The organism is Micromonospora sp. L32, from assembly GCF_052068055.1.
Classification (GTDB): Bacteria; Actinomycetota; Actinomycetes; order Mycobacteriales; family Micromonosporaceae; genus Micromonospora; species Micromonospora purpureochromogenes.
In genome coordinates this window covers 351,839-366,886 of the sequence record NZ_JBQHDD010000001.1, presented here as the reverse complement: position 1 = coordinate 366,886, position 15,048 = coordinate 351,839, and the positions used below count along the sequence as shown (strand labels likewise).

The window sequence follows — 15,048 nt, the reverse complement described above, 5'->3', positions numbered from 1 at the left end:
GTCGTGCGTCATGCTCGCCGGCATGCACCTGCTGCTCTCCGGAATCGTCGGGTCGGTCGCGTACGGGCTGGCCGGGCCGGGCTCGGACGTCGACCGGATCGGGGTCTTCGCCGCGCCCACCGTCGCGTTCCACGGCCTGCACCCGCCGAAGGAGTCCGTGGTAACCACCGACCCGGACGTCACCCTGCACGAGGCCGGCAAGTACGCGAAGCTCGCGCTGAGCGGCAACCCGACCGCCACCGAGCTGATGTGGCTGCCGGACGACTGCTACGAGACCCGGACGGAGTTCGGCGAGCGGCTGATCGCGATCCGGTCGGCGTTCCTCAGCGCGCCCCGGGTCCGCGACGCCTACCTCGGGTACGCCACGCAGCAGTTCCGCAAGCTCACCACCCGCGACTCGTCCCTGGGCGGGCGGCGGCGCTCGGCGAAGCACGCCCGGCACCTGGCCCGGTTGCTGCACCAGGGCCGGGTGCTCTACGCGACCGGCGTGCTGGAGATCCGGCTGGCCGACCCGGAGTGGTTCCGTGCCTTCGGCGAGCGGGTGGCCGGCGGCGCGTTGGACGAGGCGGAGGCGCTGGTCGCCGCGGCGCAGCGGGACTTCGACACCAGCCGTACGCCGCTGCCGGAGCGGCCGGACGAGGCGACGGTGGAGGGTTGGCTGCTCGACGTGCGCGCCGCCCACCTGCCGCCGGCCGGCTGAGCGAAAACCGCTCGGCCGGGCGCCGGCCCCGGTGCTAATCTGCCGCCCGCGTCCTCGATCAGCGAAAGGGAGGTGAGCGCGATGTCCACCACGACTGTCATGTGCTCCCACCCGACGGCGAGGACGCCGAGGTCCTGAACCGGGAGCACGTCACCACCCGGAAGGATCCCATGACCGAACTGGTCATCCGCCCGATCACCGCGGGCGAGGAAAAACTCTTCGACTCCCTGCCCGACCCCGCTCTCGTCGGCCGCGCCGCGTTCGGCGAGCGCTACCTCGACATGGCCGAAGCCGGCCAGTACCGCCCCGAATGGACCTGGGTCGCCCTGCGCGACGACGTCGTCGTGGCCCGCGCCGCCTGGTGGGGTGGGCCGGACGACGACCAGCCGCTGGCTCTCGACTGGTTCGACTTCACCGACACCGACGCGGCGGTGGAGCTGCTCCGGACCGCACCGCTGCGGGCGGAGTACTCGCTGTCGCTGCCACCCGGCTGGCGCGACGATCCCGCCGTCCGGGCGCAGGCGCAGGCGCGGATCGACGCCGCCACGGCCGCCGGCATGTCGGTGCTGGTCGAGCGGTACCGGTACCGCTGGACCACCGGGTGTGGACTGCCCGACCGGCCGGGGCGACTCACGTTCCGCCCCGAACCGGACGACGCCGTGATCCTCGATGTCCTCCGCCGCGTCGGTGAGGGCAGCCTGGACGCCCACACCCGCCACACCGCCGCCACCTCGGGGCCGGACGCGGCGGCCCGGGAGGAACTGGACCTGCTGCTCTGGCTGCCGAGCCCGCGTGACTGGTGGCGACTGGCCTGGACCGCGAGCGGCGAGCTGGTCGGCATCATCGTGCCGGCCCGCAACCACGCCGATCCGATCATCGGCTTCGTCGGCGTGGTCCCCGAGCAACGCGGCCACGGCTACGCGTACGACCTGCTGGTCGAGGGGACGCACCTGCTGGTCAAGGGCGGCGTGACGGAGATCGTGGCCGCCACGGACCAGACCAACCACCCGATGGCCGCCGTCTTCGCCCGGGCGGGCTACCCGATCGAGCGGGAACGCGTGGACCTCGTCTGACCCGTCGTCCCCGGCACCGGTCCAGCGGTGCCGGGGACACCGTGCGGACGAGGCGGCCGTACGCCCTAGTCGGCCAGCCTGACCCGGACCCGGCGGTTGGCGCGGCCCTTGCTCTCCACCTTGACCACCTGCACCTTGCCGATCTGGGCGGTCGAGGCGACGTGGGTGCCGCCGTCGGCCTGCACGTCCAGCCCGACGATGTCGACGATCCGGACCTCCTGCTCGTCCGGCGGGATCAGGTTGGACTGGGTACGGATGATGTCCGGCAGGGCCAGCGCCTCGGCCCGGGGCAGCACCCGCACGGCGACCGACCGGTCGGCGGCCACCTCGGCGTTGACCAGCTCCTCGATCCGGGTCTTGAAGTCCGGCGGCACCTCGGGCAGGTTGAAGTCCATCCTGGCCTCCCCCGGCCTCATGTCCCCCCGATGACGGACATGAGGCCCACCGGAAGCGCGCCGGGTTACCCGGCCTGAGGGTAGCCGCGGTACTGGTTGATGGGCACGACCTTGAGCCCGAAGGCGCAGGTGTCCTCGACCGAGGTGGCCGCGGGGATGGAGTCCCACAGCGCCCGGTCCTCTTCCTCGCTGAGCACCGCCTCGCTGAGCTGCACCACCCGGGTTTCGGCGGCGACGGCCCGCTGTTCGGCGGCGTGCTTCTCGGCGATGGCGGCCTGCTTCTCGGCGAGGATGCGGCGGATGCGCAGCTGGTATGCGGCCCAGGCGGCGGCGGGGACGGTGATGACGAACAGGACCATCGACGCCGCGATGGACCAGTCGGGCATGTGCAGGAAGCCGGCGAGGGCGACCGACCGGGTGACCCCGAGGGCGACGGCGATGGCGGTGCAGGTGTTGCGGATGAGGGTCAGGGTGGGGTCGGTGGTACTCACTTGCGATCAGCTCCGATCGGTTGTGCTGGTGGTGGTGAGTGATCGGAGGTCGGGGTCGCGGTAGCCCGCCTCCCGCCGGGAGCCCAGGGGCTTGCCGGCACGTGCCCGCGGGGGAGCGCGGGCTGGGTGGCTGTCAGGCTGGGCTGGGCTCGATGTGCGTGGAGCGGCCGGCGGGCAGGTGTGACCTGGCGCGGGTGTGCTCCATCCGGCCGAGGACCGGCGGGACGTGGCTGCCGGTGAAGATGGCGACGATGAGGTCTGCGGCCGTGGGTGGTGGGGGCTTGACCTGGCCGGCGCCGGTGGTGGCGTCGCGGTCGGGTGTGCCGGGGCAGCCGGGCTTGGACTGGGCGCGGGGTGTTTCGGCGGGGGCGGTGAGGCTGGCGATGAGCTGGCGGATCATGTCGCGGCCGTCCGGGCGGTTGTCGGTGCGCTGCTCGTCGGGGCACCACTGCACCTCGACGTCGATGACGGCGGCGGCCTGGCCAAGCATGGTGGGCGCGTCGTCGGCCGGCGGTTCGGCGGCCGGCACAGGGCCGAGGACGGGCAGCGGAGCGGGGACGACCACGGGCGCGGGCGCCGGCGGCGGCGGGTCCTGCGGCTTCGGTGCGGTGCCGCCGTCGGTGGGCAGCGGCTCAGGTGCGTCGTCGACGGGCGGCACTGGGTCGGGCGTCGGCACCGGGTCCGGGGTGGGTGTGGGGGCCGGGACGGGCGGCGCGGGCGGCGGCGGCACCTCGGCGGGCGGCTGCTCGACCGGCACGGGCACCTCGACGGGCGGGGCCTCCACCGGCGGCTCGTCGGCGGGCGGCTCGCTGCGGGGCTTGTCCTCGACGGGCGGGTCGGCCGGCTCGTCGCTGGGCTCGGGCTCGGGCTCGGGCTCGGGCTCCGTGGTGGGGTCGGGCTCAGGCTCGGCGGGCTGGTCCTCGCACGGCTCCGGTTTCGGCTCAGCGGGTGCGGTCGGCTCGGCGGTCACCTTGGCGATGGCGGCCCGGACGCGGGCGGAGGCCTGCTGCGGCAGTCGGGGCGGCAGCTTCGCCGCGGTGTCGAGCACGGCCGGCCGTTCGATGGTCACGGCGGGCGGCGCGGTGTCGGCGTGGGCGGCGCCGTCGAGGGCGGCGAGGCCGAGCCAGGTGCCGCCGGTGAGGGCTGCCCCGAGCAGGAGTCGTCGGATGGTGCTGCTGTGCATGGCCCTCACCTCCCCTAAGGTGATCGCCGCGGTCCCCCCGGACGGTTGCTCCTCCCGGCAATTATTGCCTGGCGGAACGTTCAGTGTGCGTATGAGCCCCCTCGGTGAAGGACTCATCTTGGCGCATGTCGTGCAACTTCCATAGAGCATCTTGTGGGTGTGACGCCTCGTGGCCGCCCGTTCGATGATCGACTGTCCGCATTGGTACACCTACACGCGAGGTTCTTTTCGGTATCTGAGGATCATGCATCGTCACCGGTCACAGCCTGTGCGCAGCTCACCGGGCCGCGTTGCGGACTTTCGCGAAACGATCCCACACCCGGCGGCCGATGCGCTTGCGCCGGCCGGAGCCGCGGCACCACCAGCAGTCGCGGAACACCTTCCGGTCCTTGCGGTGATGCTTGCCGCTGCCCTTGCAGCACCAGCAGGGGGCGAATGGCCGCCACCTCCACTCGCCCACCTTGTACGCCGCTGCGGTGAGCGCGGCCAGGATCAGCCACACCCACCACGGCAGGCCGCCGGTCGTGTGCTCGGCGGCGGCGATCGTCTCTGTCACGGGTCCTCCAAGGGGCGGTAGCGGGGGTTCGAAGGGTGGTCGTGCTATTCGCAATCCCGCAGGTCACAGCGGGTCTGAGGCGCTAGCGGGCGCGCTATCGATAGCGCGCCCGCCCGCTATCACTCGGCGATCTCGCGGGGCTTCGCGCCGGCGTCGATCGCCGCCTGGAGGGTGTCCAGCCGCACCCCGTACCGGGTCCACCCCTTGCCCTCTGGGTGCGGGTTGCCGGTCCACATCCCGTCGAGCTTCCGGTGGATCGACACGGTCTTCACGCCGGTCGACTTCAGGGCGGCGCCGAGGGTGGTGACCGTCCAGTCGCCGTAGATTTCCGGCCGCATCCGGGCCAGCCGGTCGACGATCAGCTCCGACCAGAGGGCGTCCTCGGTGGCCGGCCAGACGGCGCGGATGTCGTCGAGCAGGTTGTACGCCTTCACCTTCGGGGCGGGTTCGTCCAGCTCAGGCATGGTGCCGGCGGCCTGGCGGTGGCGGATGGCGTGTTCCACGATCCGCTTCGCGCCCGGCCCGTCCACGTAGTAGCCGCGGGCGCTGACCGGTTTGCCGAGGCCGACGAGCCAGCCCCACCCGTAGTCCTCGTCGCCGAACATGGTGGCGCGGATGCCCTGCTTGTACATGCTGGTGCCGAGCACCATGTCGTTCTCGACCTGGCCGGTGACGCGCAGGCACCAGCGCACGCCGGCGTTGGCGGAGACGCCCTTGGGCAGGGAGTCCTTGTCGGGCCGCTGGGTGGCGAGCAGCAGGATGATGCCGAGCGCCCGACCGAGCTTGATGACCTTCTCGGCCAGGTCGCCGGCTTCCTTGCCGAACTCGGAGTGGGCGAACAGCTCCTGGCACTCGTCGACGAACGCCACGACCGGGTGTAGTCCCAGGCCAGGCATGTTGGCCAGTTCGCGGGTGACCTTGTTCTCGGGGGCTTTCCCGGCGCGGGCCATGCGCTTGATGACGGCGCCGCGGCGGACGCATTCCTCGCGTAGCCAGCGCAGCATGTCGAGGGCTTCCTCGACGGTGTCGTCGTCGGCGCCGGAGCCGTACTTGGTGCAGATCGGCTCCAGCATGTCGAGGTCGCCGGTGCCCTTGAGTTCGTAGCCGGTCAGTTCGGCGGTCGGGTCGAGGGCGGCGACGAGCAGCAGCTCACGCAGGGAGAACGTCTTCCCGGCGCCGGGCATGGCACCGATGAGCCAGTTGCGGTAGATGAGCTGCCCCATGACGGGCCGCAGGCGGGGGTCGGTGGCGAACGGGAACGGCTTGAAGATGTCCACCTTCGTGCCCTTGAGCAGGGGCCAGGCGGGTTGCTTCATGGCGGAGGCGGGCTGGTAGCCCTGCCAGATGGCCAGCCGGCCCGGGTGGGCCTTGGGCATGGTTTCCGGCCACACCTGGTCGACGGGTACGCGCAGGCCGGAGGCGAGGCGGGAGCGCCGTTCGATGACGTCGACGGCGTCGACGCCGGGCGGCAGGTCGACGATGGCGAGCTGGCCGGGCCCGTCGCGGTGGATTTCCTGCGGGAAGGTGATCTGCTCCGGTTCCTTCAGGCCGGCGATGCCGCAGGACAGGATGGCCTGCCGTACCAGTTCGGCGGTGAGCCGGCGGAACTGCGGCTTGACGACGGCGGGGCTGACGATGGGCTTGTCGGCGGGCCGCCCGTACCGCGCGAGCAGTGGTACGACCACGAGCGCGACGGCGGCGCTGTACCAGCCGGGCTGTACCGCGAGGACACCGACGACCACGAGGACTGCGACGGCCTCGGCGGCGAGAACGATGCCGCGGTACAGGCGGGTGGCCTTGGCTTCGCGGTGCAGCTTCATCCACGCGTCGGGGTCGTTGCGGGTGGCGGCTTCCTGGCGCAGTGGTTCCTGCTCCAGCACCCACCACCAGCGGAGCTGGCGGGTGACGAGCAGGATGAGTCCCCATACCGCCCACAGCAGGGCGAGCGGCACGTACCACAGGGGGGTGCGTACCGCGTGGTACGCGGCGACGTGCCCGGCCCGGCCGGTGACCTGCTTGACGGTGGGCGCGAGGTTTCCGCGGCGCAGTCCGGCGGGAACGATGGGGCGCCGTTCGTCGGTCTTGCCGATGATGGCGGCGAAGACGGGCTTGCGCTCGTGCTGGTCGACGGGCGGGCCGGGCGGGTCGGGGGTGACGTCGACGGTCTCGTGGTCGTCGAGGTCGTCGAACGCGAGCCGCTGGCCGGGAATGTGGTCGGTGCTCACGTCAGCGCTCCTCTCGCATGAGGTGGACCAGCGCGGCGGCCATGCCGAGCACCGCCACTGGCAGGCAGGCGACCAGCGTGGTGATCCACCAGGGGGCGGACTTCACGCCGGCGGCGACGAGCAGGTGGTAGGCGACCTGGCCGAGGGCGCCGACGGCGAGGGAGCCGATGGCCGACCAGCGGGCGAACACGCGGGCTCGGGCCGGCACATGGCCGGACAGCCAGGCGCGCAGGGCGAACGCGGCGTACGCCTCCACGCCGATGGGCAGGGTGATGGCGGAGTCGATGGTGGCCCAGCCGTTGTCGGCGACGATGCCGGGCAGGAGGTTGATGTCGCCGAAGCCGGTGAGTCCGCCGAGGCCGACCCAGCCGCCCCAGATCGCCACCATGGCGGGCAGGGCGATGACCATGACGGGCCACGACCGGACCGTCCGGCCGGGCGCGGTACGTACCGCCTCGGTGGGCTGCGGTACGGGCTCGGGCTGTGCCACGGCGACCGGCTGCGGTACGGGCTCGTGTACCACGGGTGCCCGCTCGGTCTGTACCACCGGCTCAGGTTCCGGTCGTACCAGGGCGGTACGGCGGGGCGTCGGCGGCTTGGTACGGGCCGGCCTGGTCGCCGCGGTGCGGGTGGTCTTCTTCGCCGTCTTCTGCTCCACCTGGATGCCGTGTCGGGCGCGGTACGCCGCGCGGGCCTTGTCCACCTGGCCGCGGGAGTCCCACGACTTGTTGCCGGTGGCCTCCTTCATCGCTGCGGCGGTCTTGTCGATGCTCGGGCAGTCGTCGCCCTTGTACACGTCGTCGAGTTCGTCGACCATCAGCCGCAGCGCGGGGGTCAGGTCGTCGGGCTTCGCCGCCGGGTCGGGCGCGGCGGGCTCGGAGAACGCCCACGGGTTGACCGGCGGCCCGTCGAGGTCGAGGTCGGTGGGTTCGATGGTGGTGGTCATGAGTTCGCGGGCTCCTTCAGGCGAAGGTCGGCGAGGGTGGGCAGGTCGGTGGTGGCGGTGACGGCGGCGACCGGCTCCCGGTCGAGGACCACCGGCCGCATCAGCCAGCGGCGCCGGCCGGCCCGGTAGCCGGCTTGGGCGAGCCGCCAGCCGCGCGGAGCCGCCCACAGGGTCAACGCGACGAGGGCGACGATGAGCAGCTGCACCGCCTTCGCGGCGGTCTTCAGCAGCCACCAGGCGACCTGCCCGCTGAGGGCGAGCAGGAAGCCGTCCCCGCTGCGCTGGCAGCCGCAGGTGCCGTTGATGGTGCACATCAGCGCACCTGCAGGGCGTCGGCGAGCAGGCCACAGTGGGCGGCGAACACCTCGCCGGAGTACACGCTGGCCAGGTGCTCGACCAGAGCTGGGTACGAGTCGGCGAGGACCCAGCGGGCCCGCTTCGCGTCGTCCGCCCCCTCAAGCAGCGGCAGGCTCGGCCAGCCGTAGTAGTTGCCGACGTCGAAGCGGACCGGGGTGGTGACCATCCACGCCTCGTCGGAGGCGCGAGGGTCGGGCACGTACCGGGCCGGCATCGCCACGTACGGCTCCTCCGCCCGGTCGACGATCAGGCCGGTCTCCTCCCGCAGCTCTCGCACCGCCGCGTCGATCGGGTCCTCGCCGGGGTCGACGTAGCCGCCGGGAAGCGCCCAGCCGTGACCGTCGGCGCGCTCGACCATCACGATCCAGCGGCGCCCGCCAGCGGTGGCGAACACGAGGGCGTCAGCGCACTTCTGCTCGCCCCAGTGGCCGAGCTCGTTGCGGCCGTACCGGACCGGGGTGGTCTCGCACGGGTTGACCGGGCGGCCGTCGATCACCTGGAACGGGATCGCGGCGACGGGCTGCCGGTCGATCCAGTCGATGCGGGTCGGGTCCATCTCCGGGTCGGCCCAGCTCGCGCCGGCGGCGATCCCGGCCAGGACGCTCGGGTGGGTGAAGGTGCGGTCGCTCATCGGGACAGCTCCTTCCGGCGGGGAAGGGCCGCGCGGCGCTGCGCCTCCCGCTCGACGGCGGCACGGGCGCGGGCGACCTGGGCGGCCTCGTCGGCGGGGCGCTGCACCAGCACGTAGGCGAGGACGAACGGCGCGGCGAGGACCACCGGTCCGACGGCGAGGATCAGGGCGAGGTGTCCGAGGTGCTCGCTCACAGGACACCTCCGACCTGCGTGGAGACGCACATGCCGGCGGCGCCGACCTGGTGGCCGGTGCACGGCTGCTCGGTGTGGTTGACGCCAAACGCCATGGCGGCCATCGCGGCGGCGACGAGCAGGGAGCGGGAGATCCAGCGCGGGACGGCCATCACCGGTCACCCCCGACGAGCACGAGGCGGATGCCGGAGTCCGGGGCATAGGCCGGCCGGTTCGCGGCGACCCGCTCCGTCATCAGCTTGAACGCCTGGTCGCGGTCGTCGCCGGCCGGCTCGATGGACACGCGCCTCTCGACGCCCGTCGCGGTGGTGATGCGCTCCTCCAGCCGGAAGCCGGTGGTGGGTCGGGTCAGAATGTCCATCACCGCTCACCACCCTGGCGGCCCCGAAGCAGGAGGGAGAACAGCTCGGCCGCGAGCAGCTCCGCCTCGTCGAGGCTCATGCTGAACGCGCCGTCGTCGGTGCGGACGTAGATCTGCACGTCACCGACCTCGCCCTCGGCGTCGAGGCGCTCCAGCGAGATCTCCACGTCGTGCGTCTCCGGCCCGTTCGTGCAGACGATCGTCCGCGGGGCGCCGTGGTGGAACGTCACCCCCGGGTCGGGGGTCTCCCAGTGGTTGTCGCCCTTCCAGCAGTCCACGCACCACGGCGGGCACGTCGACGGGAAGTCCGGCGGGGAGATGGGAGACGCACCGGTCGGCGCGTGAGCGATGATGTGGGACATGGTCAGGACTCACTTCCTGATCTAGGCCCTCGGCCAGCGCCGTAATCGCTGGTCGGGGGCTGCCTTGTTTGGGGGCGCTTTCCGAATGTAGTGGGTACCTTGTCAGGCCGTCAAGGTACCCACTACAGTCACGTTTGCAAGGGGAGCCCTTACGATCACGAGGTGGAGAATCCGTTGGCCGACATCAACGACATCGAGCGCATCACCGACCCCGCCGAGCGGGCAAGACAGGCAGGTCAGCGGCTAGGCGCGATCCCGGCGTGGCAGGCGCGGCTGCGGAAGATCCGCCAGGAGGCCGTGGTGGAGATGAAGGCCCGGGACATGAGCTACGCCGACATCGGCCGGGAGCTGGGTCTGCACCGGAACCGAATCCAGCAGATCCTCGAAGGCCGCTCCGCCGGCGGCAGGGGGAACAAGCCCGGAGCAGAGGCGGCCGAATGAGTCAGCAGCTCGGGACGCACCACCACCGTAGGTACGACCTGACTTGCGACGAGTACACGAGGCGGGTCGAGCAGGTGGAGGACCGCTGCGAGATATGTCGCACCCGCGGCCCCGAGTCGTCTCACGGAAGGCTCTTCATCGACCACGACGCGGACCGCGGCCTCTGGTTTGTGCGAGGACTCCTCTGTGGCACCTGCAACACAATGCTCGGACTGCCGAGGTACGGGGCGGTCGGACGCAGCCTCGCGTACCTGACTCGCACCCCATGGATTGCCGACCTCTGCATGGCCGCTGGACGACCGACAGAGATGCCCGAGCCGCGGAGTGGCACCTGGGTCAAAGGGGGGCGCCCGCCTCACATCGACCTGTACCGACGTGATGGCGAGCTGTGGAGCGGACCCCGGGGCTCGGCGAAGACTTGGCAGCAACTCCACCGGAGATACGGACCGCGCCGCTTGGCTGTCACTCCCGCCTGACCCCAGACACGACGAAGCGCGGCCCCTCACCTCGGGTGAGGGGCCGCTTCTGTTACATCAACACGCCGCTGGGTCGGTCATCCGACGATCATCGGGCCGCATTGCCGCAGGTCGGTACGGTGCCCGGCATGGAGCGCCTCCCCCACCTCGTCGGCTACCCACAAGGCCTGGCCGTCGGCGAGCACCCCGACATACCGCATTCGATCGCGCTGGCTCTGGCCGGTGAGGACGGGTGGACCGACGTCGCGCACGGGCGGGAGTTCTCCGTGGTGCAGAAGGGCTTGGCTGCGCGGCGGATCTACCGGTTCGGCGACGGCGTGATCGTCGAGCCGGCGTTCGGCCCCCGGAAGCGGTTCGTCCTCGTCGAGCTGCCGGCCGCCGCGGTGGTGCTCGGCCTGCTCGGTTGGGCGGTGTGGTCCTGATGCGTACCCGTCACCTCGCCGCCGCCCTGCTCCTGGTCGCCGCGCTGGCCGGCTGCTCCAGCGACAAGGACCCGGGGCCGGCCGCGGCGCCTGCGGCCTCTCCCACCAGCGCGTCGCCGTCGCCCACCGTGGACGACCGGGCCGGTTGCCGGGCTGCGGCCACGGCCGGCAACGCCTTCGACTTCGACCCGGCCAGCAACCGCGCGGCGGGTCAGCTCGCCGCTGCGGCGTCGGTGCCGGGTATCGCCAACGCCGGCCAGGATCTGATCGCGGCGGCGGACAAGGTCGCGGCGGACCCGGGCCCCGACGCGAACCTGGATCTTCGGGGGGCGCAACTCGCTGTCGCGGAGGCGTGCGCCGCGGAGTTCGGCGACGGCCCCTGGTAGAGCCGGACAGCACGAAAGCGGCCCCCCTCGCCCGAAGGCAAGGGGGGCCGCAGTCTGTGCAGCGAGAGGGGTCAGGACCGGCCGAGGTCCGGCCGCGCCGTGTGCTTCGCGAGGTAGCCGGCCACGAACGCACAGGCGCCCGTCACGACCAGGCCGATGACACCGACCAGCGGCAGCGGCACGGCCGGTGCCGCCGCGCCGTTGAACCACAGCTCGTCGACGAGCCACAGCACGGCCGGGGTGATGACGGCAGCGCTACCGCCGGCGCCGACGGTCGCCGCCTTGACCTTCGATTCGATCGGCCGGGGCACGTCCGCCGCCGGCACGGGGTGGAGTTCCGACATGGGTACCTCCTGGGTACGGTCAGGGTTATGCCTGGTCAGCCGCAGTTGCGTGAGGCCGGCCGCCTGTATGCGCCGGATGGCTCGTGGATCGCGGCGGTGGTGCGGCTGGAGCAGCGGATGGACGGCTCCGGGACGTGGGTGGTCCTGCTGAACAGCCCCGCCGAGGTGCAGGAACCGACGCGGTGGGAGTTCCCCGACGAGGCGAGCGCCCGGCGGAAGCTGGCCGGCATCTACCGCGAGGGCCGCGAGAAGGGCGGCCGGTGGGAGACCTACGTGCCCACCACCGACTGGCCGTAGCTAGTCCTTGACGCAAGCGGCGATCTGCCGCGCGCCTTCGGTGGTGACGACCGTGACCGTCTCGGCGTGGGTGCCGTCGGGGCATTGAGCGCCCGCCGGGCCAGCCTCTCCCTGCGGGCCCTGCTCTCCCTGCTCTCCCTGCGGGCCTTGCTCGCCTCGTGGGCCAGCCGGACCCTGAGGTCCCGGCGGGCCAGCGGAACCAGCCGGACCGGGAGCGCCATCGGCACCGTCCTGGCCAGGAGCACCGGGCTTACCGGGAGCCCCAGGCGGGCCGCTCGGACCGGGCGACCCGTCGATGCCGTCGAAACCCCGCGGACCCTGCGGACCTTCGGGCCCTTCCGGACCGGTGACGACCTGCGGATCCCGAATGATCTCCTCTGCCGCCGGCGCCACCGGCTCCTGGCCCGAGTCCTGCGCCTGCTGACGCTGCTGCTCCAGCGCGCTGGCCAGCGCCTCGTTCTGCGCCCGCAGCAACCCGATGTGGTACGTCGACCAGGCAATCGCTACGGCAACCGCCACGGCGCAGGCGACGACCGCCAGATCCCGCCAGCGCCAGCGCGCGATCCGCCTCATGCCGGCCCCTGCAAGTTGAGGAAGACGGTGACGACCACGGCCACCACCGGGATGATCACCGCCGAGATCAGCCATCGCGTCATCGCCCGCCTTTGTTCGTCGCCCTGCTCGACGCGCCTCTCCAGCACGGCGATCCGGGTTTCCGTCGTGACCCGCTCGGCTTGGTACACCTCGCGGAGGACGTAGGCGTCCATGCGCCTGCTGATGTCCGCCAGGTCGTCGTGCACGTCCCGGCGGAACGAGTCGAGCCGCCGGGCCAGCTCGGCGTTGGTGATGTCATCGCCCGCCACCGGCGGTCCTCCAGGTGTGGAGCTGCGTCAGCTCTGCGGGGTTGTGTCGGCGGGGAGCAGGTCGCGGAGCTTGGTCAGCACCTGCTCGGCGGTCAGCTCCCCGGACTGGCTGGCCTGCACCAGGGCGCGCAGCTCGGCGTCCCGACCGGCTTCGGCTGCGGCGTGCTCGTCGAGGCGGCGCAGGACGGCGTCCATGTCCAGGCCCTGCACGCTGGCGGCGAGCGCGACCAGCAGGCCGTCTGCGCGGCGCTGCCACGTCTCGTCACGCTTGCGCCACTTCGTCTGCTCGATGCTGCGCTTGCCATCCGACATGGTCTCCATGCCGACACGCAGCCGCATCAGGTAGTCGTGGACCTCGGCCAGCTGCGTCGCCTGCCTGCCGGTCAACTCCATGTCGTCCTCCAGAAGCCCCCAGGGGCGTCGGTCCTGCTCCGCCGTCCGTGTCTGCCGGATGGAGACGTGCAGGTGCTTGTCGTGCGGGTTGCTGCCCGTGTACGGGCGGCGCCGGAAGCCGTCGTCGCGGTCGGCGATCTGCCGGTCATAGATCCAGTAGTGGGTGGAGGGGTGCGACTCGACCGCCGCGATCACCGCGGCCACGTCGATGCCGTCCTTGTCGACGTCGATCGCGTTGACCGAGTCCCGCTCGTTCGGGTTGTGGTCCGACCGGGACGCCTGGTGGGCGGCGTCGCCGATAGACCCGTCGGAGGTGCGATCGCGGCGAGGCCACCGGGTGTCGATCTCGGCCCGGAGCACGGCCAACGCGGGGGCTACATACCAGCCGCTCACTGTGGGACCTCCGCCCAGTAGGGGGTCGACCCGCGCCGCGACCACTGCACCAGCAGCTGCCCGGACACGGTGGGAATGGTGGGTGCGGCGCCGGCCAGGTAGCAGGCCGTGTCGCAGACGGTCAGCAGCGGCTCCCACGACCACGGGCCCCACGGCGTGGCCGCCACATAGCGGCCCAGCTCAGAACTGGCGTCCCCGGCCCGCTTCGTCGTCACCGCCCACTGCCCGTTCGGCCGCCGGTGCAGGGTGTACGCGTTGGCCGTACCGTTCAGGCCGGTCGTGTAGAGCTGCCCGATCGGGATGGTCGGCACCGCCTGGGCGACGTCCGGCGACCACGACTGCCCGGTCCACACCTGCCAGCGGTGCGGCACCTCCAGCTGCGCGAGGGGCACGCGGGCGACGTAGCCGCCGTCGCGGGCGTGCCAGGCCTCCGCGCGGTCCCGGGTGCCGTGCACGTAGACGTGCGTCCCGTCGTAGGCGATCGCCCCGAACCACTGCACGGCGTCGTCGCCGAGCATGCCCGACGGGGTCGGGAAGTACCGCACCCAGCGGGGATCCCCGCCGGCCGGCACGTTGACGACCGCCCCGTAGCCGCCGAGGCCCGTCCACTGCATGTCCCCCGTCGGGGCGACCCGCGTGCCTAGCACGTACGCCCGGCCGGCGGTGATGAAGAACGACAGCGGCCAGAAGCGGCTCCCGTCCTCGAAGTCGGGGAAGAAATGCCCACCCGGATGCGGGGACTCCACCCTGCGCTGCCCGGCGCCGTCCCAGATCACCGCCGCGTTGTGGTACACCGGCCACACCTGCTCGTCGGTCTGCGTCGCGTCGCCGGTCAGCATCAACCAACGGCCGTCCTGCAACCGGGCCGTCCGGCCCGCGTCGAACCCACCCAGCCCGGCGATCTGCCCCGTGCGGGTGTTCATGTCAGCCGCGTTCATGGTCGGCTCCCGGTAGCTGCTGCCGGTCGGCCCGACGGCGAGGACCAGGGGGAGCGCGCCGGCGGCGAAACGGCGCACCGGCCACCCCCTACTCATAGCGGGTCAACTCCAGCGAGCTGCCGGACTTGATGGTGGTGGCGGTCGCGCTGCTGGTCGCCTGTGACCACTGCAACCGGAACGTTCCGCCCGTCGCGCCGACGGTCAGGTTGCCCATGCACAAGATCCCGGTCGGGTTGGCGACCGTGCCGTAGGCGAAGTTCGCGGGCATCGGCCACGTCGTCACATCGTTGAACGCACCCGCGTTCATGTTGGCGACCACACCGGTCGCGCCCACGTCGATGCCCGCGCAGGACGCCGAAATCTTGGACCCGGCGGGCGCGTTGAACCGGATGAACAGATCACCGACGGTGCCCGTGCCCCCGACGACCAGGTGCATCAGCAGCCGGTACTTCGCGCCCGCCGTCACCGTCAGGAACAACTCGTTGTCGTCCTGCGGGGTGGCCGACGACGCCACCGACTCGTCGGCGGTCTTCACCACCATCAGCGGAATGGCGAACGTCCGCAGATCCTCCAGTTGCTGAGCCGTCAACGGCTGACCGGCGAAGAATGTGGTCACAGCAC

At 72.0% G+C, this 15,048-nt stretch carries 24 protein-coding genes and 1 pseudogene; 7 read left to right on the top strand and 18 right to left on the bottom strand.

All coding sequences use genetic code 11. From position 1 onward, the window contains the following. Positions 1 to 22 precede the first annotated feature (22 nt). Positions 23 to 700, top strand: coding sequence for a nucleotidyltransferase domain-containing protein (locus ACTMTB_RS01830; protein WP_280839486.1), 678 nt, complete (start codon positions 23 to 25; stop codon positions 698 to 700). Between the two features lie 170 nt (positions 701 to 870). Beyond that, positions 871 to 1,773 carry a GNAT family N-acetyltransferase gene (locus ACTMTB_RS01825; protein WP_441142199.1) on the top strand — a complete coding sequence of 301 codons (903 nt, stop codon included), beginning with the start codon at positions 871 to 873 and terminating at the stop codon, positions 1,771 to 1,773. Between the two features lie 65 nt (positions 1,774 to 1,838). On the opposite strand, the pseudogene ACTMTB_RS01820 reads toward ACTMTB_RS01825, so the two are convergent. The 12 genes and pseudogenes from ACTMTB_RS01820 to ACTMTB_RS01765 form a co-directional block, all read right to left on the bottom strand. Further along, positions 1,839 to 2,195 (bottom strand): annotated as a pseudogene (locus ACTMTB_RS01820) (alanyl-tRNA editing protein); the annotation flags it as partial. Between the two features lie 38 nt (positions 2,196 to 2,233). Continuing rightward, positions 2,234 to 2,659, bottom strand: a complete 426-nt coding sequence (locus ACTMTB_RS01815) for a hypothetical protein (protein ID WP_441142198.1) — start codon at positions 2,657 to 2,659, stop codon at positions 2,234 to 2,236. Between the two features lie 133 nt (positions 2,660 to 2,792). After that, positions 2,793 to 3,842: a hypothetical protein gene (locus ACTMTB_RS01810; protein ID WP_441142197.1), complete on the bottom strand. Its 1,050-nt coding sequence runs from the start codon at positions 3,840 to 3,842 to the stop codon at positions 2,793 to 2,795. Positions 3,843 to 4,119: 277 nt separating this feature from the next. Further along, positions 4,120 to 4,398, bottom strand: coding sequence for a hypothetical protein (locus ACTMTB_RS01805; protein ID WP_441142196.1), 279 nt, complete (start codon positions 4,396 to 4,398; stop codon positions 4,120 to 4,122). 119 nt (positions 4,399 to 4,517) lie between these two features. Continuing rightward, positions 4,518 to 6,623 (bottom strand): cell division protein FtsK, encoded by a 2,106-nt coding sequence (locus ACTMTB_RS01800; protein WP_441142195.1) that lies wholly within the window; start codon positions 6,621 to 6,623, stop codon positions 4,518 to 4,520. Position 6,624: 1 nt separating this feature from the next. Next, positions 6,625 to 7,569, bottom strand: coding sequence for an ABC transporter permease (locus ACTMTB_RS01795; RefSeq protein ID WP_441142194.1), 945 nt, complete (start codon positions 7,567 to 7,569; stop codon positions 6,625 to 6,627). Further along, positions 7,566 to 7,883 (bottom strand): hypothetical protein, encoded by a 318-nt coding sequence (locus tag ACTMTB_RS01790; RefSeq protein WP_441142193.1) that lies wholly within the window; start codon positions 7,881 to 7,883, stop codon positions 7,566 to 7,568. The genes ACTMTB_RS01795 and ACTMTB_RS01790 overlap by 4 nt, the downstream gene beginning before the upstream one ends. Next, positions 7,883 to 8,557, bottom strand: a complete 675-nt coding sequence (locus tag ACTMTB_RS01785) for an NUDIX domain-containing protein (RefSeq protein ID WP_441142192.1) — start codon at positions 8,555 to 8,557, stop codon at positions 7,883 to 7,885. Before ACTMTB_RS01785 ends, ACTMTB_RS01790 begins: the two co-directional genes overlap by 1 nt. Continuing rightward, the gene (locus ACTMTB_RS01780) at positions 8,554 to 8,751 is read right to left on the bottom strand and encodes a hypothetical protein (protein ID WP_441142191.1); all 198 of its coding nucleotides are present in this window, start codon (positions 8,749 to 8,751) and stop codon (positions 8,554 to 8,556) included. The genes ACTMTB_RS01785 and ACTMTB_RS01780 overlap by 4 nt, the downstream gene beginning before the upstream one ends. Further along, the gene (locus tag ACTMTB_RS01775; RefSeq protein WP_441142190.1) at positions 8,748 to 8,903 is read right to left on the bottom strand and encodes a hypothetical protein; all 156 of its coding nucleotides are present in this window, start codon (positions 8,901 to 8,903) and stop codon (positions 8,748 to 8,750) included. The genes ACTMTB_RS01780 and ACTMTB_RS01775 overlap by 4 nt, the downstream gene beginning before the upstream one ends. Further along, positions 8,903 to 9,115, bottom strand: a complete 213-nt coding sequence (locus ACTMTB_RS01770) for a hypothetical protein (RefSeq protein ID WP_441142189.1) — start codon at positions 9,113 to 9,115, stop codon at positions 8,903 to 8,905. The genes ACTMTB_RS01775 and ACTMTB_RS01770 overlap by 1 nt, the downstream gene beginning before the upstream one ends. Next, positions 9,112 to 9,474, bottom strand: coding sequence for a DUF6907 domain-containing protein (locus ACTMTB_RS01765; protein ID WP_441142188.1), 363 nt, complete (start codon positions 9,472 to 9,474; stop codon positions 9,112 to 9,114). The genes ACTMTB_RS01770 and ACTMTB_RS01765 overlap by 4 nt, the downstream gene beginning before the upstream one ends. A gap of 174 nt (positions 9,475 to 9,648) precedes the next feature. Between ACTMTB_RS01765 and ACTMTB_RS01760 the strand changes: the two genes are divergently transcribed. The 4 genes from ACTMTB_RS01760 (at position 9,649) to ACTMTB_RS01745 (ending at position 11,199) form a co-directional block, all read left to right on the top strand. Further along, complete coding sequence (locus ACTMTB_RS01760) at positions 9,649 to 9,915, top strand: hypothetical protein (RefSeq protein ID WP_441142187.1); 267 nt, start codon at positions 9,649 to 9,651, stop codon at positions 9,913 to 9,915. Beyond that, positions 9,912 to 10,391 (top strand): endonuclease domain-containing protein, encoded by a 480-nt coding sequence (locus tag ACTMTB_RS01755; protein ID WP_441142186.1) that lies wholly within the window; start codon positions 9,912 to 9,914, stop codon positions 10,389 to 10,391. The genes ACTMTB_RS01760 and ACTMTB_RS01755 overlap by 4 nt, the downstream gene beginning before the upstream one ends. 128 nt (positions 10,392 to 10,519) lie before the next feature. Beyond that, the gene (locus tag ACTMTB_RS01750) at positions 10,520 to 10,813 is read left to right on the top strand and encodes a hypothetical protein (protein ID WP_441142185.1); all 294 of its coding nucleotides are present in this window, start codon (positions 10,520 to 10,522) and stop codon (positions 10,811 to 10,813) included. Next, positions 10,813 to 11,199, top strand: a complete 387-nt coding sequence (locus ACTMTB_RS01745; protein WP_441142184.1) for a hypothetical protein — start codon at positions 10,813 to 10,815, stop codon at positions 11,197 to 11,199. The genes ACTMTB_RS01750 and ACTMTB_RS01745 overlap by 1 nt, the downstream gene beginning before the upstream one ends. A 71-nt stretch (positions 11,200 to 11,270) precedes the next feature. Here ACTMTB_RS01745 and ACTMTB_RS01740 read toward each other — a convergent pair whose 3' ends face one another. Continuing rightward, complete coding sequence (locus ACTMTB_RS01740) at positions 11,271 to 11,543, bottom strand: hypothetical protein (protein ID WP_441142183.1); 273 nt, start codon at positions 11,541 to 11,543, stop codon at positions 11,271 to 11,273. A gap of 27 nt (positions 11,544 to 11,570) precedes the next feature. Between ACTMTB_RS01740 and ACTMTB_RS01735 the strand changes: the two genes are divergently transcribed. Next, a complete protein-coding gene (locus ACTMTB_RS01735; RefSeq protein WP_441142182.1) occupies positions 11,571 to 11,840 on the top strand; it encodes a hypothetical protein in 270 nt (89 codons plus the stop codon). On the opposite strand, the gene ACTMTB_RS01730 is transcribed toward ACTMTB_RS01735, so the two are convergent. From ACTMTB_RS01730 to ACTMTB_RS01710, 5 genes are read right to left on the bottom strand one after another with little or no spacing between them, the layout of a single operon-like run. Next, positions 11,841 to 12,413, bottom strand: a complete 573-nt coding sequence (locus tag ACTMTB_RS01730) for a hypothetical protein (protein ID WP_441142181.1) — start codon at positions 12,411 to 12,413, stop codon at positions 11,841 to 11,843. After that, positions 12,410 to 12,703 carry a hypothetical protein gene (locus tag ACTMTB_RS01725; RefSeq protein ID WP_441142180.1) on the bottom strand — a complete coding sequence of 98 codons (294 nt, stop codon included), beginning with the start codon at positions 12,701 to 12,703 and terminating at the stop codon, positions 12,410 to 12,412. Before ACTMTB_RS01725 ends, ACTMTB_RS01730 begins: the two co-directional genes overlap by 4 nt. A 27-nt stretch (positions 12,704 to 12,730) precedes the next feature. Then, positions 12,731 to 13,489: a hypothetical protein gene (locus ACTMTB_RS01720; RefSeq protein WP_441142179.1), complete on the bottom strand. Its 759-nt coding sequence runs from the start codon at positions 13,487 to 13,489 to the stop codon at positions 12,731 to 12,733. After that, complete coding sequence (locus ACTMTB_RS01715; protein ID WP_441142178.1) at positions 13,486 to 14,505, bottom strand: hypothetical protein; 1,020 nt, start codon at positions 14,503 to 14,505, stop codon at positions 13,486 to 13,488. Before ACTMTB_RS01715 ends, ACTMTB_RS01720 begins: the two co-directional genes overlap by 4 nt. A 10-nt stretch (positions 14,506 to 14,515) precedes the next feature. Beyond that, positions 14,516 to 15,043, bottom strand: coding sequence for a hypothetical protein (locus ACTMTB_RS01710; RefSeq protein ID WP_441142177.1), 528 nt, complete (start codon positions 15,041 to 15,043; stop codon positions 14,516 to 14,518). Between the last annotated feature and the right edge of the window lie 5 nt (positions 15,044 to 15,048).